This window comes from Vibrio sp. V12_P9A6T4 (genome assembly GCF_963874835.1).
GTDB lineage: Bacteria > Pseudomonadota > Gammaproteobacteria > Enterobacterales > Vibrionaceae > Vibrio > Vibrio anguillarum.
Genome location: NZ_CAWNJO010000054.1, coordinates 16397 through 38139, shown reverse-complemented (window position 1 = coordinate 38139; position 21743 = coordinate 16397). Strand labels below are relative to the sequence as shown.

Annotated in this window: 18 protein-coding genes; 16 read left to right on the top strand and 2 right to left on the bottom strand. The window is 44.0% G+C overall.

Features of this window, described 5'->3' with window-relative positions; translation table 11 throughout:
• Nucleotides 1-134 precede the first annotated feature (134 nt).
• On the top strand, nt 135-1352 hold the full coding sequence (locus AACQ42_RS08930; protein ID WP_026027506.1) for a ParA family protein: 1218 nt from the start codon (nt 135-137) through the stop codon (nt 1350-1352).
• Between the two features lie 7 nt (nt 1353-1359).
• Nucleotides 1360-2331 (top strand): ParB/RepB/Spo0J family partition protein, encoded by a 972-nt coding sequence (locus tag AACQ42_RS08925; protein ID WP_094165563.1) that lies wholly within the window; start codon nt 1360-1362, stop codon nt 2329-2331.
• A gap of 72 nt (nt 2332-2403) precedes the next feature.
• Here the strand turns inward: AACQ42_RS08925 and AACQ42_RS08920 are convergent, their stop codons facing one another.
• On the bottom strand, nt 2404-3438 hold the full coding sequence (locus AACQ42_RS08920; RefSeq protein ID WP_094124552.1) for an ABC transporter substrate-binding protein: 1035 nt from the start codon (nt 3436-3438) through the stop codon (nt 2404-2406).
• Between the two features lie 173 nt (nt 3439-3611).
• Between AACQ42_RS08920 and AACQ42_RS08915 the strand changes: the two genes are divergently transcribed.
• From AACQ42_RS08915 to AACQ42_RS08850, 14 genes are all read left to right on the top strand, one after another.
• Complete coding sequence (locus AACQ42_RS08915) at nt 3612-5675, top strand: tRNA(Met) cytidine acetyltransferase TmcA (RefSeq protein ID WP_094165562.1); 2064 nt, start codon at nt 3612-3614, stop codon at nt 5673-5675.
• A gap of 307 nt (nt 5676-5982) precedes the next feature.
• Nucleotides 5983-6246 (top strand): STAS domain-containing protein, encoded by a 264-nt coding sequence (locus AACQ42_RS08910; RefSeq protein ID WP_019283030.1) that lies wholly within the window; start codon nt 5983-5985, stop codon nt 6244-6246.
• A 23-nt stretch (nt 6247-6269) separates the two neighbouring features.
• Nucleotides 6270-6629 (top strand): response regulator, encoded by a 360-nt coding sequence (locus AACQ42_RS08905; protein WP_040122889.1) that lies wholly within the window; start codon nt 6270-6272, stop codon nt 6627-6629.
• 59 nt (nt 6630-6688) lie between these two features.
• On the top strand, nt 6689-8845 hold the full coding sequence (locus tag AACQ42_RS08900; RefSeq protein WP_094165561.1) for a chemotaxis protein CheA: 2157 nt from the start codon (nt 6689-6691) through the stop codon (nt 8843-8845).
• A gap of 21 nt (nt 8846-8866) precedes the next feature.
• Complete coding sequence (locus AACQ42_RS08895) at nt 8867-9397, top strand: chemotaxis protein CheW (protein WP_017044938.1); 531 nt, start codon at nt 8867-8869, stop codon at nt 9395-9397.
• On the top strand, nt 9397-9861 hold the full coding sequence (locus AACQ42_RS08890) for a chemotaxis protein CheW (RefSeq protein ID WP_013868216.1): 465 nt from the start codon (nt 9397-9399) through the stop codon (nt 9859-9861). Before AACQ42_RS08895 ends, AACQ42_RS08890 begins: the two co-directional genes overlap by 1 nt.
• A 10-nt stretch (nt 9862-9871) precedes the next feature.
• Complete coding sequence (locus AACQ42_RS08885; protein ID WP_017044937.1) at nt 9872-11890, top strand: methyl-accepting chemotaxis protein; 2019 nt, start codon at nt 9872-9874, stop codon at nt 11888-11890.
• Complete coding sequence (locus tag AACQ42_RS08880) at nt 11875-12735, top strand: CheR family methyltransferase (protein WP_017044936.1); 861 nt, start codon at nt 11875-11877, stop codon at nt 12733-12735. The genes AACQ42_RS08885 and AACQ42_RS08880 overlap by 16 nt, the downstream gene beginning before the upstream one ends.
• A 10-nt stretch (nt 12736-12745) precedes the next feature.
• Nucleotides 12746-13387, top strand: a complete 642-nt coding sequence (locus tag AACQ42_RS08875; RefSeq protein WP_013868213.1) for a chemotaxis protein CheD — start codon at nt 12746-12748, stop codon at nt 13385-13387.
• Entirely contained in the window at nt 13384-14427 is a 1044-nt protein-coding gene (locus AACQ42_RS08870) for a protein-glutamate methylesterase/protein-glutamine glutaminase (protein ID WP_017042334.1), read from the top strand. The genes AACQ42_RS08875 and AACQ42_RS08870 overlap by 4 nt, the downstream gene beginning before the upstream one ends.
• Nucleotides 14428-14471: 44 nt before the next feature.
• Nucleotides 14472-15650 (top strand): methyl-accepting chemotaxis protein, encoded by a 1179-nt coding sequence (locus AACQ42_RS08865; RefSeq protein WP_094165560.1) that lies wholly within the window; start codon nt 14472-14474, stop codon nt 15648-15650.
• Nucleotides 15651-15661: 11 nt separating this feature from the next.
• Nucleotides 15662-15961 carry an STAS domain-containing protein gene (locus AACQ42_RS08860; RefSeq protein ID WP_013868210.1) on the top strand — a complete coding sequence of 100 codons (300 nt, stop codon included), beginning with the start codon at nt 15662-15664 and terminating at the stop codon, nt 15959-15961.
• Nucleotides 15962-15979: 18 nt separating this feature from the next.
• Nucleotides 15980-17680, top strand: coding sequence for an ATP-binding SpoIIE family protein phosphatase (locus tag AACQ42_RS08855; RefSeq protein ID WP_094165559.1), 1701 nt, complete (start codon nt 15980-15982; stop codon nt 17678-17680).
• Between the two features lie 182 nt (nt 17681-17862).
• Nucleotides 17863-19539 carry a DUF342 domain-containing protein gene (locus AACQ42_RS08850; protein ID WP_094165558.1) on the top strand — a complete coding sequence of 559 codons (1677 nt, stop codon included), beginning with the start codon at nt 17863-17865 and terminating at the stop codon, nt 19537-19539.
• Nucleotides 19540-19620: 81 nt separating this feature from the next.
• On the opposite strand, the gene AACQ42_RS08845 is transcribed toward AACQ42_RS08850, so the two are convergent.
• Nucleotides 19621-21735, bottom strand: a complete 2115-nt coding sequence (locus tag AACQ42_RS08845) for a type I secretion system permease/ATPase (RefSeq protein ID WP_013868207.1) — start codon at nt 21733-21735, stop codon at nt 19621-19623.
• Between the last annotated feature and the right edge of the window lie 8 nt (nt 21736-21743).

Sequence of the window (21743 nt, the reverse complement as noted above, 5' to 3'; positions counted from 1 at the left end):
GGTCAATTCATTAAATTCCGATATATTTTTCTATTTATTGTGATATTAATCTAAAAGTGAATGTTCACCTTTTTGTTGAGTATTAAATTGTTTGCTGTACAATCTGCGTTAGGTACTTATTATGGAATTTGGCAATGAAAAGAGAACAAACCATAGCGAATCTCTACCAGCTCGCCGAGCAAACTCAGCAGGTGCAAGCTGACCGAATTGAAATTGTTTTAGAAGAACGTAGTGATGACCATTTCCCAGCGATGTCAAAAGCGCTAATGGAAACTCGTTCAGGCTTAACACGCCGTAAGCTAGATGATGCCATTTCCAAAATGGAACAAGCTGGCCATCAATTTACTAAAAACAATGCTAATCACTATTCAATTTCTTTAGCGGAAGCCCACATGCTCATGGATGCCGCTGGTGTGCCTAAGTTCCACCAAAGGAAAAAGCATGGTGATCATAAGCCTTGGGTCATCAATGTTCAGAACCAAAAGGGGGGGACAGGCAAATCAATGACGGCTGTCCATCTAGCCGCGTGCCTCGCCCTGAATTTGGATCAGCGTTACCGTATCTGCTTGATTGACTTAGATCCGCAAGGTTCATTACGGCTATTTCTCAACCCGCAAATAAGTTTATCAGAGCACAGTAATATCTATTCTGCCGTTGATATTATGTTAGACAACGTGCCTGAAGACACTGAAGTGGACAAGGCGTTCTTACATAAGAACGTGATGTTGCCAACCCAATATCCCAATTTAAAAACCATCTCTGCATTTCCTGAAGATGCAATGTTTAACGCAGAAGCGTGGCAGTATCTTTCGCAAAATCAATCGCTTGATATTGTTCGACTGCTGAAAGAGAAACTTATCGATAAGATTGGCGATGATTTTGACATCATTATGATTGATACTGGCCCACACGTTGATCCATTGGTATGGAATGCAATGTATGCTTCCAATGCATTACTGATCCCGTGCGCGGCTAAGCGATTAGATTGGGCGTCAACCGTCAATTTCTTTCAACACCTTCCTACGGTTTATGAAATGTTTCCAGAAGATTGGAAAGGGTTAGAATTTGTACGTTTGATGCCGACGATGTTTGAAGATGATAATAAAAAGCAAGTCTCGGTATTAACGGAAATGAATTACCTGTTGGGTGATCAAGTCATGATGGCGACGATTCCGCGTAGCCGAGCATTTGAAACCTGTGCTGACACCTACAGCACCGTTTTTGATCTCACCACCAGCGATTTTGAAGGTGGTAAAAAGACGCTAGCGACTGCGCAAGACGCTGTGCAAAAAAGTGCACTGGAGCTTGAGCGAGTGCTTCACAGTCATTGGTCATCACTAAATCAGGGGTAAGTAAAACATGGCAATTAAAACGTCTGAACTAAATGCGAAACTGTTTGGTAAAGCGAATAAGCGACGTGCAACCACCCCGCAAGAAGCCCAAACGGCAGCGAAAGAACAAGCGCAAATCATCGAATTGGCGGTTGCGGGAGAAGAGTTAGTCACTTTCGAACTGGTCAAGATTCCCGCTGATCAAGTAGCGGAAAAGACGATTGTTTTTACGCAGAATGCGCGTGAACAAGCTTTTCTGAATGAGCATGCTCTATCTGATGTATTGAGTACATTACGCGAGCGTGGTCAGCAATATCCTGCGGTTGGTCGTAAAACCGCTGGGGGCAAAATTGAAGTCCTTGATGGCAGCCGTCGTCGAATGTCTTGTATCTTGGCGGGTAAAGAATTTTTGGTTTATGTCGCTGAAGACATAAACTCGGAACATGCGAAGTTTCTTTCGGATGTGGCAAACGCGCACAAGCCGCTTTCTCTTTATGAGAAGGGTAAAGAGATGCAAGCGAAGCTGGATAACGGTGAAGCGGAAGACCAAAAAGCTTTAGCCAAGATATTTCAGTGCAGTGAGGCCCTAGTAAGTGGTGCTCTAAAAGCAGCGGCTTTGCCACTTGAGCTATTGCAAGCTTATCCAAATGTGGTTGAATTAGGTCGTCCAACCATAGTTAAATTACATAAACAATTTAATGAACTCGATGCAAAGCAACAAGCAAATTTGTTGGAAAAGTGTCAATCTGAAGATGGATTTGTTTGGCAGCGTAGTAGCGTACAAGGTGTTGCCCGATTGACGAAAGAAGTCACAGAGACAATTGAGTCTTGGATACAAGAGTTATTGCCACCTAAACGCACTGAGCATGTAAAAATTGATCTGATCAAAGGTCGCGCAAGTTACAGTCGTAAAGGCAGTAATTTAGCGCTTAATTTGAAAAAGGTGGATGATGCTACGGTGCAAGAAATATTAGATTTTATTCAATCTAAGCTTGATTAAGCATCCATCATGTAAAGAATAAAAAACCCGCCACGGCGGGTTTTTTAGTAACTAAGTCTATTCAGTTCGAATCTATTGATTTCTTAAACGCTGCCAGTATTTTTCGTAGATAGCGAGCGCTTCAGGCCCAACATCATTAATGAATTCCCCTTTAGCCATATCTTCATCGGCTGGAAAAATCGTTGGATTGTCGCGAAGTTCTGCTGGAAGCAACGCTCGGCCGCTTTTTGTTGCCGATGCATAACCTAAGCTATTCACAATCTCAGCTTGGTTCTCTGCTTGATACATGAAGTTGATGAATTTATGCGCCAACGCTTTGTTGTTGCTGCCTGATGGAATAGTAAAGTTATCCATCCACAAGACTGCGCCTTCTTCCGGCATTACAAATTTTAGCTCTGGCATCTCAACTTGGCCTTGGTAGGCATTCCCGTTCCATTGCATCCCTAACGCTGCTTCACCTGAGACATAAGGCACATGTGGCGCATCAGAGTTATACAACAGTACATTATCTTTTAACGCGACCAATGATTGGTAGGCTTTTTCAATCTCTTTTTCATTTTTTGTATTAATACTGAAGCCATTTAAGATCAGCGCCATACCAAAGACATCGCGAATATCGTCAATCAACATCACTTGTTGGTTATATTTCTTATCCCACAAATCAGCCCAGCGAGAGACACCTTCTGGTACTAATGCTTCGTTATAGCTGAGGCCAGTGATCCCCCAAATATAGGGCAGGGAATAACTATTTTTGGGATCGTGTGCTTGGCCGAGTAGTGAAGGCATGGCATCTTTCATGTTCGGGATTTGTGCATGATCCAGCTCGGTTAGTAACCCTTCACGTCCCATTTTTTCAATGAAATACGCTGAGGCAAAAACCACATCATAACCGCCACCTTTGAGCAACTTGAGCTTGGTATACATTGACTCGTTATTTTCAAAGGTCGAATAGTTAATCGTTACCCCTTCCTGCTGCTCAAACTGCTTGAGGGATTTTTCTGGAAGATATCCTCCCCATGCATAAACGTTGAGTGTTTTGTTGTCTGCGCTTACGTGTGAAGAAGTTAGAGCTGCTGCCAAAACCAATCCTTTGATGAAAGTTTTCATTGCATTTGAATTCCTTAAATAGCCCAGAAGTGTACTGGGGTGTAGGTGAATAATTAGTTAAAAATGGTCACGATTAAAGCAAATATAATTTGTCGTAAAGAAAAATATTTTTAACGACGCACAGTGATTATAGCGGCTGTGCTACCATTGCGTTTCAGCGAGGTGGCGTAAATATGAACATGATAGCGGCTTATTTAGATGATTTGATGGTGCAGGCTGAGAATAGCCTATGGCGTATGGGGCTCTTAATCCGTGGTGAGCCTCAATGGCAACAACACCTGCTTATGCATTTTCTCGCAAAAAATGAGGGGCAAGCCATATTTCAGTTAGGTGGAGAACCGTTACCATGCGTTCGTTATGCCCCCTTCAACAAAGGGCAGCAGTTTCTTGGTCAAGAATGCCATTTACTTATTTGTGATAATCACCATGGTTTTGATGCGAACAGTTTCAGTGCTGCGCTGGGTTCACTGGTCGGTGGTGGGTTACTGTTGATCATTGAAGCCCCTCAGCGTAACGACTCTTTTGCTGAGCGCTGGTTAACGCGAGCGTTCGAACAGCTTGTTGTTATAGAACAGAATCAACCTTGCCCTCCTTTACCCGTTTATCCACGAGTCAGCTCTCAATCACCGATTTATGAACAGCAAGTTGATGCGGTTTCAGCAATTCTTCGTGTGATGGATGGGCATCGCAAGCGACCATTGGTTCTCACTGCCGATCGGGGACGAGGGAAAAGTAGTGCGCTTGGTATTGCTGCGGCTAAATTGATGGCGTCTCGTTCATTAGATATTGTGGTCACGGCACCCTCAATCCATGCCGTAGCGCCGATATTTGAACATGCGGCTAAAGGTTTAGCAGGCGCTCACGTCACCAGACAATCCCTTACTTGGCAAAACTCGTCATTGACGTTTGTGGCACCGGATGAGCTGATTTTGCATCGGCCACAGTGTGATCTCCTATTGGTAGATGAAGCGGCCGCGCTGCCTTTATCAATGTTAAAAAACTGGGTTGAACACTATCATCGCGCGGTCTTCTCTACCACCATTCATGGCTACGAAGGGTGTGGGAGAGGGTTCACGCTTAAGTTTCAAACTTGGTTAGCACACCATCGAGCTGGGACTCGAACTCTCCATTTAGATCAGCCGATCCGTTGGCGTCAGGGTGATCCGTTAGAAGCGTGGCATTACGATACCTTCCTCCTTCGCTATGATTTAGCTACATTGCCGACGATGACATCAGAACAGTTAGCGACACTTAACATTGAGCATCTGGATAAGGCTCAACTCATTGCCAACCCGACACGCTTAGCCGCTATTTTTTCGTTATTAGTGAATGCTCATTACCAGACATCACCAAACGATCTATTTCATTTTTTAGCGGACGATAAAGTTCAGCTAGTTGCTGCAATGGTAGGCGAGGTTTGTGTCGGTTGTTTGCTGACAGTACGTGAAGGTGGGCTTTGTAACGCTTTAGTGGAAGAGATCCAACGAGGAAAGCGACGTCCTAAAGGTCATCTAGTTCCTGTTTGCTTAGCTAATCAAGTTGGTATTACGCAGGCTGCGCAGAGTGTTTGTCAGCGCATCATGCGTATTGCAGTTCATCCCGAATTACAAAATCAAGGGTTGGGCAGCCGCTTGATTGAAGCGTGCATGCTGGAAAATGATGCCGACTATTTAGCGACGAGTTTTGGCGTAACGAGCGATTTAATGGCTTTTTGGGCTAAGAACCAATTTGTTCCGATAAAACTAGGGAGCCACAGAGACAGTGCGAGTGGCTGTTTTTCCTTAATCATGGTTCAAGCGAAAAAATTGGATTGGTTAACTCGGGCAGAACAGATTTTCGAACAGCATTTCATTTTCTCTCTATCTGATTCTTTACAAAGTTTAGAGCCGGCTTTGGTTCGTACCATCTTGTCATTAGTCCGAGATCGTGTCGCATGCGCGGATTCAAATGAAGTTAATTTCCTACCTTATTCATTGCTGCGTTGTTACGCACAAGGCGGTGCGGATTATGAGAGTGTGAGTGTATGGATTCATCGGCTAATTACTTCATTGGATAAAGCTGCTCTATCACGATTATCTGATCTACTTATTGTCAAAGTGTTGCAAAAGAAAAGCTGGCAAGAGTGTGCCAGTCAATTAAACCTCACTGGACGGAAAATGATTGAGGCTACCCTCCGTCATGACCTCAATCGACTATTAGATGATTTACACTGTAAAGTGGATCATTCAACGCAATGAACTGCAGCCAATTTACAGTGTAAAGCGTGAATAATGTAAGAGCAGACACCTTCTCCAGATGTACTGTGCTTGTCATATGACAAAAAAGTCCTACTACTTACGTCTTAAGAGTAGGATTTTTTGTTCTAGTCACAGAATAAAAAATCTAAACTATATTAATGAGTTAACCATACGGTCACCATTATTATGAGGTTTTTATTTTTGTTCCTAACGTGTTCAATCATTTGCTTAATGAGTATTCCCTCCTACACTCAAAGTCAGGTGTTCTCCTAAAACATAGAATATAAATAGTACGTAAGGATGAGATATGGATCTTTTGTTGGCGGAGTCTTTGGAAATTTCAACGGTACTAGATTCCAAAGCAAATTATCTTCAATGGCTAAGCCTAACTCCTCCTTTAACAATAGATGCATCACGAGTCAATAGCGTGGATGCTGCCGGTCTACAACTGCTTGCTACTTTGTTTATGACAGCAGAGCGAGCTGGAATTGAGATCACTTTAGTTAACGCAACAAACACGCTCAATGAAGGTATTGCGCTACTGGCTTTAGAAAGCTTGTTCGCAGAGTAATGAGATTTTGCAAGGAAGAGGCTATGACAAAGATCCTCGCGGTTGATGATTCGGTTTCAATTCGTCAAATGCTAAGTCATACATTGAAAGATGCAGGCTATGAAGTTGAAACTGCTATTGATGGAAGTGATGCATTACGTAAGGCACAACAAACCAAATTTGATGTTGTTATTTCGGACGTCAACATGCCAGTGATGGGTGGTTTTGAGTTAGTTAAAGCGATACGTGGTCATGCTCAATATAAGTTTATTCCTATTTTGATGCTAACCACCGAAACGAGTATGGAAAAGAAACAAGAAGGAAAACTCGCTGGAGCTACAGGATGGTTGGTTAAACCGTTCAACCCTGAGACGCTATTGAAAACACTAAAACGGGTCATATAGAACACCGTATTTTATTAGAAGCTTCATTCGTTAAACGACGTTAACTGGCAGGAAGAGCTATGGCTTTAGACATGGAACTGTTGCGCAAGATGTTTTACGAAGAGTGTCGTGAAAATCTTGAAGTGCTTGAAAATGTACTGCTTAATCTTGACCCTAATCAGGTTGAGAAAGAGACTATTAATACCATTTTTCGGGCTGCCCATTCGATTAAAGGTGGCGCTGCGACCTTTAGTTTACTGGATATCAGTGAATTTACCCACTCTGTCGAAGCGTATCTTGACCTCGTCCGTAACGAAAAATCAACTCTCACCGCTCAAAGTGTGGACATTTTACTGAAAAGCGGTGATTGCATTCGCAATATGCTCGCGGGGCATGAGAGCCACGGTGAGGTTGATAGTGAGCTTCAGCAGAGAGTCAGCCAGTCATTGCATACTTTACTTGCCGACAATTCAACAGTTGATCATGAACTAGCAGACCATCACTCACTTGACGCCGAAGATGAACAGACGTCATCGCTCTTAAAGGCTTCTGACAACGAGAACCACTTAGGTTGGAAAGTCGTTTTTACTCCGCATAGAGAACTTTATTTCAGTGGTAATGATCCACTTCGGTTGCTGCGAGAGCTTTATGAACTGGATGATCAGTGCAGGGCGGAAGCTCAGCTTGAGCACCTTCCCGAATTGGCGGAAATAGAGGCTGAGCTTTGTTATTTAAGCTGGACTATTTTTCTCAGTAGCCAAGTGCAAGAGAGTGATATTCGCGAAATCTTTGAATGGGTTGAAGATGAATGTGACTTAATTGTTGAACCTTTAGTACAAGAATCGACGACCCAAGATATGGTCAGCGAGAGCAAGGAATCTTTGGCCGAGGCGCCACCTACGTTTCATGCGAACGCTGTTCCCCCTACCGAATCAGCAGAGCAAGTTGATCTCATAAAACCCATCGATCTCATAAAATCAATAGAGTCTATGCCCGCTGTTGCGCCCAAAGTGGCGAAAGCAGAATCCAGCGTAAGCTCTATTCGCGTCGATATTGAGAAAGTCGACAGCCTGATTAATTTGGTTGGGGAACTTGTTATCACCCAATCAATGCTGACCGAAATCGGCAACGATTTCACCATGGATAAATTAGAAAAGTTGCAAGCAGGCCTAGTTCAGCTTTTGCAAAACAGTAAAGATTTACAAGAAAATGTGCTCAATATTCGCATGCTGCCGATGAGCTTTGCTTTTAGCCGCTTTCCTCGCCTTGTGCGAGACTTGTGCGGCCGACTTGAAAAAAAAGTAGAACTGAACATCATTGGCGAGCACACCGAGCTCGATAAAACCGTCCTTGAACGTATTGTTGATCCATTGGTTCATTTAGTCAGAAATGGTATTGACCACGGAATTGAGCAGCCACACATTCGCCTTGAACAAGGCAAACCAGAAATCGGCACCATTGAACTACATGCTTATCATCAAGGTGGCTCGATAGTGATCGAAGTGAAAGATGATGGCGCGGGGATAAACTGTGAAAGAATATTTCAAAAGGCGCTAGAAAAAGGTGTATTACCTAAAGATACACGGCGTGAAGATATCACCGACAAACAGATCCTTAACCTTATTTTTGCCGCAGGGTTTTCAACAGCAGAACAAGTGTCTGATATTTCAGGTCGTGGCGTCGGTATGGATGTTGTAAAACGTAATATCGAAGAGTTGGGTGGGCATATTGATGTTGAATCCACGTTAGGTAAAGGCAGCCATTTCACTATCTGTTTACCACTCACTTTAGCCATCCTCGATGGGCAATTGATCAAAGTAGGCGGGGAAGTTTACATCATCCCACTGCTCACCATTATCGAATCTATCCAAATCAACCTAGCTAATGTGAAGTATGCCGCCGGTGGGGTTGAGCTGTACCGGCTTCGTGACGAAAACATTCCTATCTTACGTCTGCAAGATGAACTGGAAATGGGATCAAGTGGTGCTTTGCCCGATAGAATACTCTGCTTTGTTGAAGCCGCTGGGTGTCGCGTTGGCTTATTGATTGACGAGCTGCTAGACCAGCAGCAAGTGGTTATAAAGAGCTTAGAGTCAAATTACTGCAAAGTGGCAGGCATATCAGGAGCTACGATTTTGGGAGATGGTTCCGTTTCGCTCATTTTAGATATTCAAGGGTTAATCTCCACGTACTCGAATCGACGTTCAAGTTTATCTCCCAAGATTATTGCCGCTTAGTGAAGGTGACAGGGAAGAGCCATGGAATATGATTATTCACCAAATCATCAACAAGAGAATCAAACACAGAGTGTTTTGAATGCTGTTTATGAAGAAAGAAGCTGTGAGGCCGATTTTCTGAGTTTCCGGTTAGCGAATGAGTTGTACGGGGTAGCAATTCAAGATGTTGAAGAGATTCGAGTGTGGGAGCCACCTACGCCTATTCCTCGCGCGCCTAGCTTTGTGAAAGGTGTGATTAATTTACGCGGCATGATTGTGCCTATTATCGATCTGCGCCTTCGATTTGGTATGGAGGCCTGTGGCTACTTTCCCACGACTGTGGTGTTGGTACTTCGTAGCCTGCAACAAGAGCGGCCTCGTATTATGGGCTTAGTCGTTGATGCAGTGAGTGATGTGATTGGCCAGGGAGATAATGTGCTGTTTCCTGCCGTGGGGGAAACACCTGCCGCTGCGTATTCGCTCGGTTTGCTCAATGTTGGCGAAGAGGTCATGTCACTGCTCGATACCCAAGGGCTCCTTGATATGCACCGAATACTGAGTGAGGAACCCTGATGTCTAAACAAGAGTTTCTTAGTTTCGTGCTGGATAACGATGAGTACGCTGTGCCAATCCTTGAGGTCCGAGAAGTTCGCGGCTGGAGTGATGTGCGCTCTGTACCCAATGCACCGGATTACTTAGTTGGCTTACTCAATATTCGTGGTGAGTACGTACCGATTGTTGATCTTCGAATTCGTTTTCGTCTGCCACCTGCACAGATTGGGGCCACGACAGTTGTTATCGTTTTGAATGACGCGCAACGCAATCCGCTCGGCATTATTGTCGATGGTGTTTCAGAAGTGTATGACTTAGCCGCTGAAGAGATAAAACCTGTACCAGCCTTATCCACCACGGTTGAACCACAATTTATGAAGGGAATTGCTAGTGTGGCTAACGGTCATTTGATCCTAATTAATATCGAGACCCTTTTTGATGTACCTGGGTTAAATCAGACATTCGTAGAAGACGCTATTTTGTGAGGGAATACTCATGGCATTTTGGAACCGCAAACCAGAACCAAAAAAATTTGTTGAGCAGATAGAAGATCCATTGGTCGATGAGAATGAAGGGCTCTCCAATCAGCAGCTTCTTTCTGCTCTTAATGCAGCAAAAACCGCATTGATGATGATTAACCGAGATTTTCAAATCACCTATCTCAATAAGCAGTCATTGATTCTACTCAAGCAGCATGAAGTGCTTTTTCAAAGTGTCTGGCCTGATTTTAAAGCTGAAGAGTCGTCATTGATTGGCTACTGCATCGATGGTTTTCACGTCAATCCACAGCATCAACGCCAAATGCTGTCGAATCCAGCCAACTTGCCTTTCACTACCATGATTACTATTAAAGGAGTGAAGATCGAGCTTAATGTTGGCGCCATTATTGATGAAGACGGTATTTATATCGGGAACACATTAGAGTGGCGTGATGTCACTCAAGAGATTGCAAAAGAGCAAGAAATAGGCCGCTTAGCTTCGGCAGTCGAGGGGATGACAACCAACCTAATGATGGCCGATAAAGAGGGTATTATTCAATACTTAAACCCTTCATTGACCAAGTTGATGCGTACAAGAGAAAGTGAGTTGAGGACAGTATTAACAAGCTTTGACGTCAATAATCTGGTCGGACAAAATATCGATATCTTTCATAAAAACCCGGGCCATCAACGTAGCATAATTGCCAACCCTGATCGTTTGCCATTTTCATCCAACATCAAAGTGGGGGCGCTGCAATTTAATTTAACTTGTATTGCGATGCACAATCACAAAGGGGAATACATTGGCCCTGCATTGCAATGGATCGATATTACCGAACAACAAGATGGTCAATACCAAGTAGAGAGCCTCATTCAAAAAGCTATCGCAGGGCAGTTGAATGAACGAATTGATACCACCGTGTACAGCGGATTTATGCGGGAGTTGGGTGAGGGGATTAATAACTTGCTTGATACCTTAGTTTCACCGCTGGCTCAGTGTATTGACGTCATGAGCAAAGTGGCGGATGGCGATTTGAATACCAAGATGGAAGAGGGCAGCCAAGGTGAGTTTGGTCAACTGCAAAATGCGGTCAATACCTCGATTGCTAACCTGCGCGATATGGTTGAAAAGATCACCATTTCTTCTGCCAGAGTGGCTACGGCGTCAACGGAAATCGCGCAAGGCAATAATGATTTGAGCCAACGGGTGGAAGCTCAAGCATCCAATTTAGAAGAAACGGCCGCCAGTATGGAAGAGATGACAGCGACCGTGCGCCAAAATGCAGATAACGCCAAAGGTGCGAACGATCTAGCGAGTGATGCTGCCAAAAAAGCCAGTAAAGGTGGTGAAGTGGTGGGGCAAGCGATCTCGGCCATGTCGGAAATTAATCGTTCGAGTAAGAAGATTGCCGATATTATTGGAGTGATAGACGAGATAGCCTTTCAAACCAATTTATTGGCTTTGAACGCAGCGGTAGAAGCGGCAAGAGCCGGAGAACAAGGGCGTGGATTTGCTGTTGTTGCTGGAGAGGTTCGAAACCTTGCGCAGCGTAGCGCAGCAGCGGCGAAAGAGATTAAAGGACTGATTAAAGATAGTGTTGAGAAAGTCGAAGAGGGATCGCGTTTAGTTGATGAGTCAGGAGCAACGTTGAATGAGATTGTGGACGCTGTAGCAAAAGTATCTGATCTCATCGCCCAAATTGCATCATCCAGTATTGAACAATCGACGGGCATTGACGAAATCAATCGTGCAATTACAGCCATGGATGAGATGACGCAGCAAAATGCCTCTCTTGTTGAACAAACCTCTGCGGCCAGCCAATCGTTGAAAGATGAAGGGAAAGAGCTGATTAGCTTGATGAGCTATTTCACCACCGATGACAACATCAAAACGTTCGAGCCCAAAAGAACACCCATCTCCGCCCATCAACCCAAACCCAAGGTCAAGAAAGTGGCAGGCATTAAAGCCACCAATAACGTTGCCAATTCTGGGCTCAACCTCAATGAGGATGGAGATGAATGGGAAGAGTTCTAACAGATAGCCATCCAATCATGATGAACAATGACCAAGAATTTGAACTCACCGCAAAGGATTTCAAATTCATCCAGTGGTTTATGCACAAAACGGCCGGCATTTACTTGTCGGATGCCAAGCGAGCGATGGTTTACGGCCGTTTGAGCCGTCAGATGCGTCGACGGGGGATTCAGCGTTTCTGTGATTACAAGGAGCTTATTGAGCATAATGAGCAAGAGCGGATCCACTTCATCAATGCGTTAACGACTAACAAAACCCAGTTTTTTCGCGAGTATCACCACTTTGAGTTTTTAGAAAAAGTACTGCTCGATGAGTGGCGATCACAGGGCGTGCGTCATCCTAAAATTTGGTCTGCTGGCTGCTCTAGTGGTGAAGAGCCATACAGCTTTATTGCGTCGTTATACAGCAGCGGTTTATTTGATTTCGCAGACAATGTTGATATCTACGCAACAGATTTAGACACACAGGTTTTGGCACATGCGCAAGCGGGCATTTATACCGATGAGGCTGTGGTTACTATTCCACAGCACTATCTTAAAAAGTGCTTTGTAAAAGGGCGCGGTATCAAACAGGGAAAAATAAAAATCGCCAGTCAATTGCAACGTTTTGTCCATTTTCAGCAACTGAATTTATTATCTCCTTGGACGCTACCTAAGAATTTAGACCTCATTTCGTGCCGAAACGTGATGATCTACTTTGATAAACCCACGCAGGAGGCTTTGATCGAAAGGTTCTATGAATGGTTGAAACCGAATGGGATTTTATTTTTGGGTCATTCAGAAAGTGTGGGGCGCTGTGCTGATGTTTTTCATCATCTCGGCCACACCATTTACGTGAAAAAATGAGGAACAATTAATGACCTCGTTGGCGATGCATTTGGCAACCGACAATCGGAATTTCAGCCGATTTTATCATCCCCAACAAAAAGTGGATTGGGTAAAGGTTTTGCCCGGTGGGTTGTACTGTACGATGCGACAAGAGGTCATTTGTACCGGTTTAGGTTCTTGCGTTACCGCCTGTATGTGGGACCAAGCGGCCAAAGTTGGAGGGATGAACCATTTTTTATTGCCTTTTGATCAGCATTCACAAATTGATCACTGGCATCCTGATGATATTGCTTCAACCGCCTCTCGTTATGGTTGCTATGCGATGGAGCTACTGATTAATCAGTTGATCAAAATGGGGGCTGAGCGTCAGCGCTTACGAGTAAAACTCTTTGGTGGAGCACAAATGCTGGGTTTCAAAGCCATGATTGGCCAGAAAAACATAGATTTCATCAAAAACTATGTTGAGCAAGAAAGGCTTATTGTCGAAGCCAGTGACTTAGGGGGGGACGAACCGAGAAAAGTCATTTTCGAACCCATGACAGGTAAAGTGTGGCTAAAAAGAATTCCATTGACCGAAGTGAGCCGGTTAAGTTTTCAAGAAAAGGTTTATGCCACACAGTTGGATCGTAAAGCGCATAAAGAGAGTGATGATGTGGAGCTATTTAAATGAAAAAAATCAAAGTGCTGATTGTCGATGATTCTCCCGTTTTTAGAGCACTGCTCTGCGAGCTGATTAATGCTGACCCTATGTTAGACGTCGTCGCAATGGCACAAGATCCTTACCAAGCCCGAGAGCTTATCAAGCAGCACAACCCTGATGTGCTAACGCTAGATATTGAAATGCCAAAAATGAATGGCGTGCAATTTTTAAAAAATATTATGCGGTTACGCCCTATGCCGGTAGTGATGATTTCAACCTTGACCCAGCATGGTGCTCAAGCCACGTTAGAAGCATTAGAGCTTGGTGCAGTGGATTACTTCCCTAAACCGTCGGTCGAAAACACGGCTGAAATGGCAAGTTATAGGGAGCTGGTGAACGACAAAATAAAAATGGCGGCAGGGGCAAATGTCGTTCAATCGCATCATTCTGCGGCGGTTAATCAGGTCGAACTGATAGCGGCTAGCCACCAAGAGGCGCGTTATCAGTTGATCGCGATTGGAGCCTCAACGGGCGGAACAGAAGCATTAAAAAGCATATTCTCTGTTTTACCAGCAGGGTTGCCACCGATCGTGATCACTCAACATATCAGTGCGATGTTTACTCGCCCCTTTGCAGAGCGTTTGAATCTTTGTAGCGCCGTAGAGGTGAGAGAGTTGTCCGCTAATCAAGCGCCTTTAGTGAATGGATGCGCTTATGTTGCTCCCGGAGATAAGCATCTGATGGTGATAAAAAAAGGCACTCACCTTTACTGTCAAGTTGACGATAGACCTGCGGTCAATCGTCATAAACCCTCAGTAGATGTGATGTTTGATACGGTTGCTGAAAATGTGGGAGACAAAGCCATCGGTATCCTCTTAACCGGGATGGGTAAAGATGGAGCGCAAGGCATGCTCAAAATGAAGTTGTGTGGCGCATTGACTTTAGCTCAAGACGAAAAAACATCAGTGGTGTGGGGAATGCCCAAAGCGGCAGTAGAGATTGGCGCAACACAGAATATCAAAGCGTTAAATGCCATACCACAATGGATTTGTGATGAGCTCTATCGCTAGTGTTGTCTCATTAAATAAGCTCAACATAGAGAAGCAAGGAATGGGTGATGATAAATAAAACAGTGACACCAAAAGCAAAATATATTTTAGCTTTAGTTTTGCAGCTAATGGCCCTTTTTGCCGTCATGCTTCATTCCCCTAATTTATGGAGCATGGGGCTAATGATTTTTGCGGCAGCAATACCTTGGCTAGTATTGTCTATGAATGTTAGTGAACAAAACAAAGCTAAAGCCAACCAAAATAAGGTTGAAGAAGAGTCCACTCTTGAAACGCAGCAACATCTACAGAGTATTGAAAAACTGTTCAAAGAGACGCTACCTAAAGTGAGTAGCCCTTTAACCATGCAGCACACCGTGATTGAAGGTTCAGTAGAGACATTAAATAACGCATTTTTTGGCTTGCAAGATATCAGCCAAAAACAGAGTCACGTCTCAAGTACCTTGGTCAATAACTTATTGGCAAACCAAGGTAGCGAATATGATCTCACCACCGTACTACCAAAGACTGAGGCGATTATTGATGGCTTTGTACAAATTCTGATTGATATTTCGGAGAAAAGTATTTCAGCGGTACACAGCATTCACGACATGTCAGAAAAATTGGATATGGTCTTTAAACTGTTAAATCAAGTGAGAAGCCTATCGGAACAGACCAACTTATTGGCGCTGAATGCGGCGATTGAAGCAGCGCGAGCGGGCGAGGCCGGGCGAGGCTTCGCGGTCGTGGCTCAAGAGGTGCGCGACTTGTCGGTTAAAGCAAGAACACTGAATACTCAAATTGAATCAGAAATTAATGTTGCTCAACAAACAGTACAAAGAGCAAACAAAACCGTTGGCGAAATGGCATCGATAGATATGACTCACGTGATTGAGTCGAAAGAGAAAGTGGACCACATGCTGCGTGGTGTCCAACAAGTGAATATAGAAATAGAGCAAGAAGTGCAAAAAATTCAAGAATTAGGACAAGAATTAACCCAGCAAGTGAGTAATGGCGTCCGTGCCCTTCAATTTGCTGACATTGTGGTTCAACAAAGTGATTATGCGCATGCGTCTATTGATTATTTGCAAGAAGCAAATGAGCTATTGAACGCTTTACTAACACAAAGCATGACTAAAGCAGCATGGGCAGAGCAACTTCACCAATTGACAGAGCGCCTGCACAATCGAAGTGGTCCCGCCGCAATCCAAACTAATATGGACGAAGGCGAAGTCGAGCTTTTCTAGGAGGGAGTACGATGAGTATAGAAACTGAAATAGATAGCAATGCGAAACACATTACTATCGCGATTGATGGTGCTTTTGGCTTTAACCTAGTTAAAGAATTTCGTAATAGTTATTCACCCTATCGAGGTTTTAGATTCACCATTGATTTACGCAAGGTGGACTATATTGACAGTGCTGGTCTTGGAATGCTGCTCAATATGCAGAAATATCTTGAGCAAAGTGATGGCATGATCCGAATTACCAATACCTTACCCCAAATAAGGAAAATCTTACTGATTTCTCGATTTGATAAAAAATTTAGTATCGAATAATGCTTAAGGAGTGAGCCGATGCGCGTAACGATTGTTGATGACCATAAATCAAATAGAGAGCTCTGTCGGTTTATTTTATCGCCTATTGTTGAGCACATGGATACCTTCGAAAATGGCGCTGATGCTGTTGAGGCGATGCTCGTCATGGACGTCTTACCCGACGTTATTTTGTTGGATGTGATGATGCCAGTTAAAGATGGTTTCACCACCGCAAAAGAGATCCGCGACTCTTTTCCAAATCACCATATCCCCATTATATTTTTGACCGTGCTTGATGATCATGATTCGTTTGAACGTTGCTTATCGCTGGGCGATGATTTTATTCTTAAACCAGTAGAGCGAAGCGTACTGCTCGCTAAAGTGCAGGCTCATTACCGTATTGTGAAAATGCATAATGAAGTCACTCAACAGCGAGATAAACTCAATTATTTCAACGAACAAGTACAATATGACTACGCCATCGCCGAATCCATTTTCACCAACTTAATGGAGGAGATGAGTGCAAAAGTCAGCAATATCTATGGCATCAGTTATATCTCCACACCTTCGACCATTTTTAATGGTGATCTCATCATTGTGGCGAACCGGCCCTATGGTGGCGTCTACATCATGATCGCCGATGCCACTGGGCATGGATTACCTGCCGCGATTTCAACGATCCCTGCTACGCGTACTTTTTTTTCAATGGCTGAAAAAGGGATGTCGCTTGGCGAAATGGTCGCTGAACTTAATAGTGCGCTAGTAAAGTTTTTGCCTGTTGGCATGATGCTTGCGGCCAGTGTATTTGAGATACGAGCCAACGGCTTCGAGGTTTCGTGGTGGGGAGGTGGTTTGCCTGATGGTTATTTACTGGATGAAGAGAGCAACATCGTTCGTCGTCTCGTCTCCACACATATGCCGCTGGGAGTTCTGGATGCTGATGAATTTGAAGTAAATTTAGTTCATCTCAAATTAAAACCTAACCAAACTATCCTCTGTTATACCGACGGTATTACCGAAGCGATGAATGAAAACGGGGAACAATTTGGCCAGTTGCGACTCGAACAAGTTTTGCAACGGAACGGTAAGACTCAGATTTCAGATTTGTACGATGAAGTATGCCAGTTTTCCAATCGTGGCCATGGTGATGATCTCTCAATTCTTTCAATGACATTTCCAATTACCAATAATAATGAAATATTAGCGTCGCAAAAAAAACAGTTTCTTAGCCATATACCAATGCAAAGCCATCTCTTTTTTCCTGCTTCAATTCTTAAAAAGATTTCAATTATGGTCGAGATGCGTAACATTGTTCGCGGTTTTATCAGTGGTGGCGAGCATCTTGACCTCGTTTGCTCTGTATTGTCAGAACTGTTTGCCAATGCCATTGAGCATGGGTTATTAAAACTTAATTCTTCACTAAAAGATGACCCAGATGGATTTCTCACTTTTTACCAACGACGTGAAGAGTGTATGGATGAGTTAGATGAATCGTTATGGATTAAACTAGACATTGATTATGACCCAACGGTGGGACAATTGAGCTTTTCACTTGAGCATAATGGCGAAGGCTTTGACTACCAACATACGGTTGTAGACGGCAACTGTACACACGGTCGAGGGATTGTTTTGGTCTCTAAATTGTGTGAGTCATTGGAATATTCAAAAGATGGTTGCACTGTTAAGGTGACTTACGCCTTTAACAGTAAACATGATTTTCCGATATTGTCTGAATACTGAACAGATTATTTACACTGTAAAATTCCGCGTAACTCATTCTTTCGTTTATTTTTAGGTTATGTGGTTCGTTTCGTCGTGACTAAGTGATGTAGCCCTTAATTTGGTTGCCTAAAGATTTAGTCCATACTGTAAATTGTATACACTGCCATACGAACGGAATCTAACCATATGGGTTAAGTAGTATGTGGAAACGCTTAATTTCGCTTTCAGAGGACAAAAAACAAGTCATTGCCCAGCTGCCTGGGACGGAGTCCATCGACAAAAATTTTGACCAAGCAGGCTTGAAAGAAGCATTGTTTGAGTTATCTGCATCGACATTTTTCTTAAATGAAACTGAAGTTACCCGCTTTATCAACTGTGCAAAAGAGGGGAAGGGTGAAGCATTCTCTGGAATCACCATTGCAGAGAAGAAGAACGCTTCGGTTGAGATTGAATTTAGTGATCGAGATATGTTAGCCAGCATGGTCGTGACGGGTGCATACGGGGGCAGAGCATTGCGCGGTAGTGAGTTGGTGTATGCATTGGCTCATTCCCATGTGACAAAAGGCATCAACAAACTGGCTTTAAAGAAAGTGTTAATGGTAAGTAATACCTTGAAGCCAGGGGAAGTATACACTCAACCTGTTGCGCAGGGGCGCGAACCCATTCAAGGTAAAGACGCACAATTTATTCCTTTGGTTGAGGATGTCAGTAAGCGCGTGTTAGCACCGACCAAAAAGCAAGGACAGAATAAAATTGATATGCGCAACTTAGGTGAAACCATCACTGTTGGTCAAGATGATGAAGTGATGCGTCGAATTCCTGCAACCCAAGGAACGCCAGGCTATACCGTGCAGGGAAAAGTGCTGGATCCTAAACCAGGTAAAGACTCGGCCTTAGTTGCAGGAAAGGGGTCTTACATCTCACCCAATGACCCGAATGTGCTACTGGCCAGTCAAGCGGGCATGCCTATCCTGAAAAGTAAAACGGTTGATGTCGATAACGCTTTATGTTTAAACAACGTCAGTGTAGCGACTGGCCACGTGAAATTTAAAGGATGTGTTGTCATCACGGGCGATGTCGAGCCTGGGATGATCGTGAGAGCGACGGGCTCAATCACCATCGGTGGGTTTGTTGAGTCTGCTGATGTTCAAGCCCAAGGTAATATTGATGTTGGTAAAGGCATTATTGGCCATACGGTGTTTGATGATGAAGCAAGAACATGCATTATCAAATCAGGAGGCTCTATCACGGCTAACTATGCTCAATTTAGCGAACTGCAAGCGGCAGATGACATCAATTTAGCGGTTCACAGCATGAGCAATGAATTACGCTGTGGCAATGATCTAAAAGTATTAGATAGTAAAGAGAAGCAAGGCACACTCAGTGGTGGTCACGCGAAAGTTGGTGGTAAGATCGTTTGCTTCAATCTAGGCGTTGAAGGCGATACCGCCACGGCTGTGCAGGCTTTTGCTCGTTATGCTGTGTATAAAGAACGGGTCGCGAAACACAAAGAACATTATAAACAAGCGCAAGAAGCGACGATGGAAGTGATCCGCCGTGAGATTGAATTTAAGAAAAAGCCTAAAGCGGAACGCTTGGAAGAGGAACTGCTAAAAATTGATGAATTTAAGAAACAGACTAATGATCGTTTAGAAAAAGCAAAATTGGCGTTGGATATGCTGGGAGAGGAGTTTGAGCAATTGCTCGAAATGAATACGATCGAAGTCAAAAATAAAGTTTATACCCATGTTTCGGTGCAATTTGATGATGAGCGTATCATCACCAAGCGGGCTCATGGCGCTAGTATCTTCTCATTTAACCAGTATGAGATTAAATGTGCTTCGATGCTTGAAGATGAAGATGTTGGAGGGATCTAACATTCTTATCTCAGAGTGCTAAGCAAAAAACGAGGCATTTTGCCTCGTTTTTTGCTGATCATGTTATTTCTAGTAAGGTGGCTATTGCACTGATCTCACTTTGCCCTGTTTGAGATCGTTTAACACCATCGATTTAGGACCATCGGCAATGACACAGCCTTTCTCCATCACAATGACGCGATCAACCACATCGAGCATTGACGTTTTATGAGTAATTAATATTAACGTCTCACTTGGTGTCAATTGAGACAGTTGATGTTTGATGTGCATTTCAGAGCGATTGTCCATGGCGCTGGTGGGCTCATCAAGTAGCAAAACGGGTGGGCGTCCGAGCAGTGCACGAGCAATGGCTACCGCTTGCCTCTGACCACCAGACAACAACAAGCCGCCTTCACCCACTTGTCGTTCTAACCCCGCGGGGTCTTGCTGTGTGAACGCGGTAACTCCCGCTCGGTTGGCGGCATCCATCACATCTCTATCATCAACTAAGGGACGCCCGAGCGTTATGTTATCGCGAATTGAACCGTAAAATAGGTTGCTGTCTTGAGGTACGCAACCAATATTACGTCTCACATCAATGTGATGCAGTTGCGCGATATCGGTGTCATCAATACGAACATTCCCCTCGGTCGGTTGATATAACCCCATGATAAGGCGCTCTAAGGTGGTCTTCCCTGAGCCGATGCGGCCTATGATCGCTACTTTTTCACCCGGATGAATCGTTATACTTAAGTCACGTATTGATGCAACAGGCGCATTTGGATAGTGAAAAGTGATTTTGTCTAGCTCAATTTTACCTTGCACAATCGGACGATGAATATAGCGTTTACCTTCTTCTTGCTCATCTGGCATTTGCATCACTTGCTCAATGATTTTTAAGGACGATTTGGCTTGGTTGTAGCGTGTTGAAAGTAATGATAGTTGCACCATTGGGCCAATCGCACGGCCGCTGAGCATGGTTGCGGCGATGAGCCCACCCATGGTTAAATCGCCGTTGGATATCAGATAGACGCCTAAGATGATCATGCCAACGTTCGCGGCTTGCTGAACAAAGCCGGCAGTATTTTGAATACCATCAGTAATTCGACGGCTTTTAATGTTCCAGTTCGCCATGTGCGCAACCGCTTCTTCCCAGCGATATTGAAACTGACTTTGAGCGCCAAAGAGTTTCACCGTTTCAAGTCCAGCTAAACTTTCAATCAGGTTGGCGTATTTTTGTGATGCCAGTCGAGAGCCCTCTTCAATCGCCCGTCGTAGAGGTGCTTGGATGAGCAGAGAATAGATAGCAATGATCAGTACACCAGCGATAGGTACCAGCACTAAGCTGCCTGCCATTAGCCAGATCAGCACTAAAAAGAGCAGTGCAAATGGCAGGTCAATCAATGATGAGATGGTTGCTGAGGTAAAGAATTCGCGTATGGATTCGAACTCTTGTAAATGTCGCGCAAACGCACCGACAGAAGGAGGACGAGACTCCATTCTGATCCCCATCACTTTACTAAAGAGCTTGGAAGAGATCAGAATGTCAGATTTTTTGCCCGCCACATCAATAAAATAACTGCGAAGTAGTTTGAGGAGCAGATCGAATAAGAAGATCACAAAAATCCCGCTCGCTAATACCCACAAGGTTTCAAACGCAAGGTTAGGCACGACTTTGTCATACACTAAACGGCTGAACATTGGTGCCGCAATGGCAAACAAATTGATTAAAATGGAAGCGATCAACACATCGCGATAAATGTGCTTTGACTGCCATAACGTACCCCAAAACCAGTGGCCATCACGGGTCTTTAATATTTCCGGTGATCGCTCGTCATAGCGAAACTGTTTTTTCACCATGAAGTAGCGGCCAATATAGCGTTCAGTCAGTTCCTCTAAGGGGATAGCTACGGGGATTAGACCAGACTCCGCAGTGACGACCTCAGCTTCTTGATTCGCTTCGTTGATGCTGCTGAGCACACAGGCCTCACCGCCTTTTAAAATTAAGATAACGGGGAAAACCAACTTTGGGATTTGATCCAATGCTGAGCGATTTTCCTTGGCGATTAATCCCGCTCTTTCGGCGGCTCGAGGAAAGAGAAAAGGCGTCAGTTTCCCATCTGATAAAGGTAGGCCGTTGATCAGTGCTTCTGGGGAATTCGCCAATCCATAATAACGACTCACATAGATAAGCGAATTGAGTAGCGTGTCTTGCATTACATCTG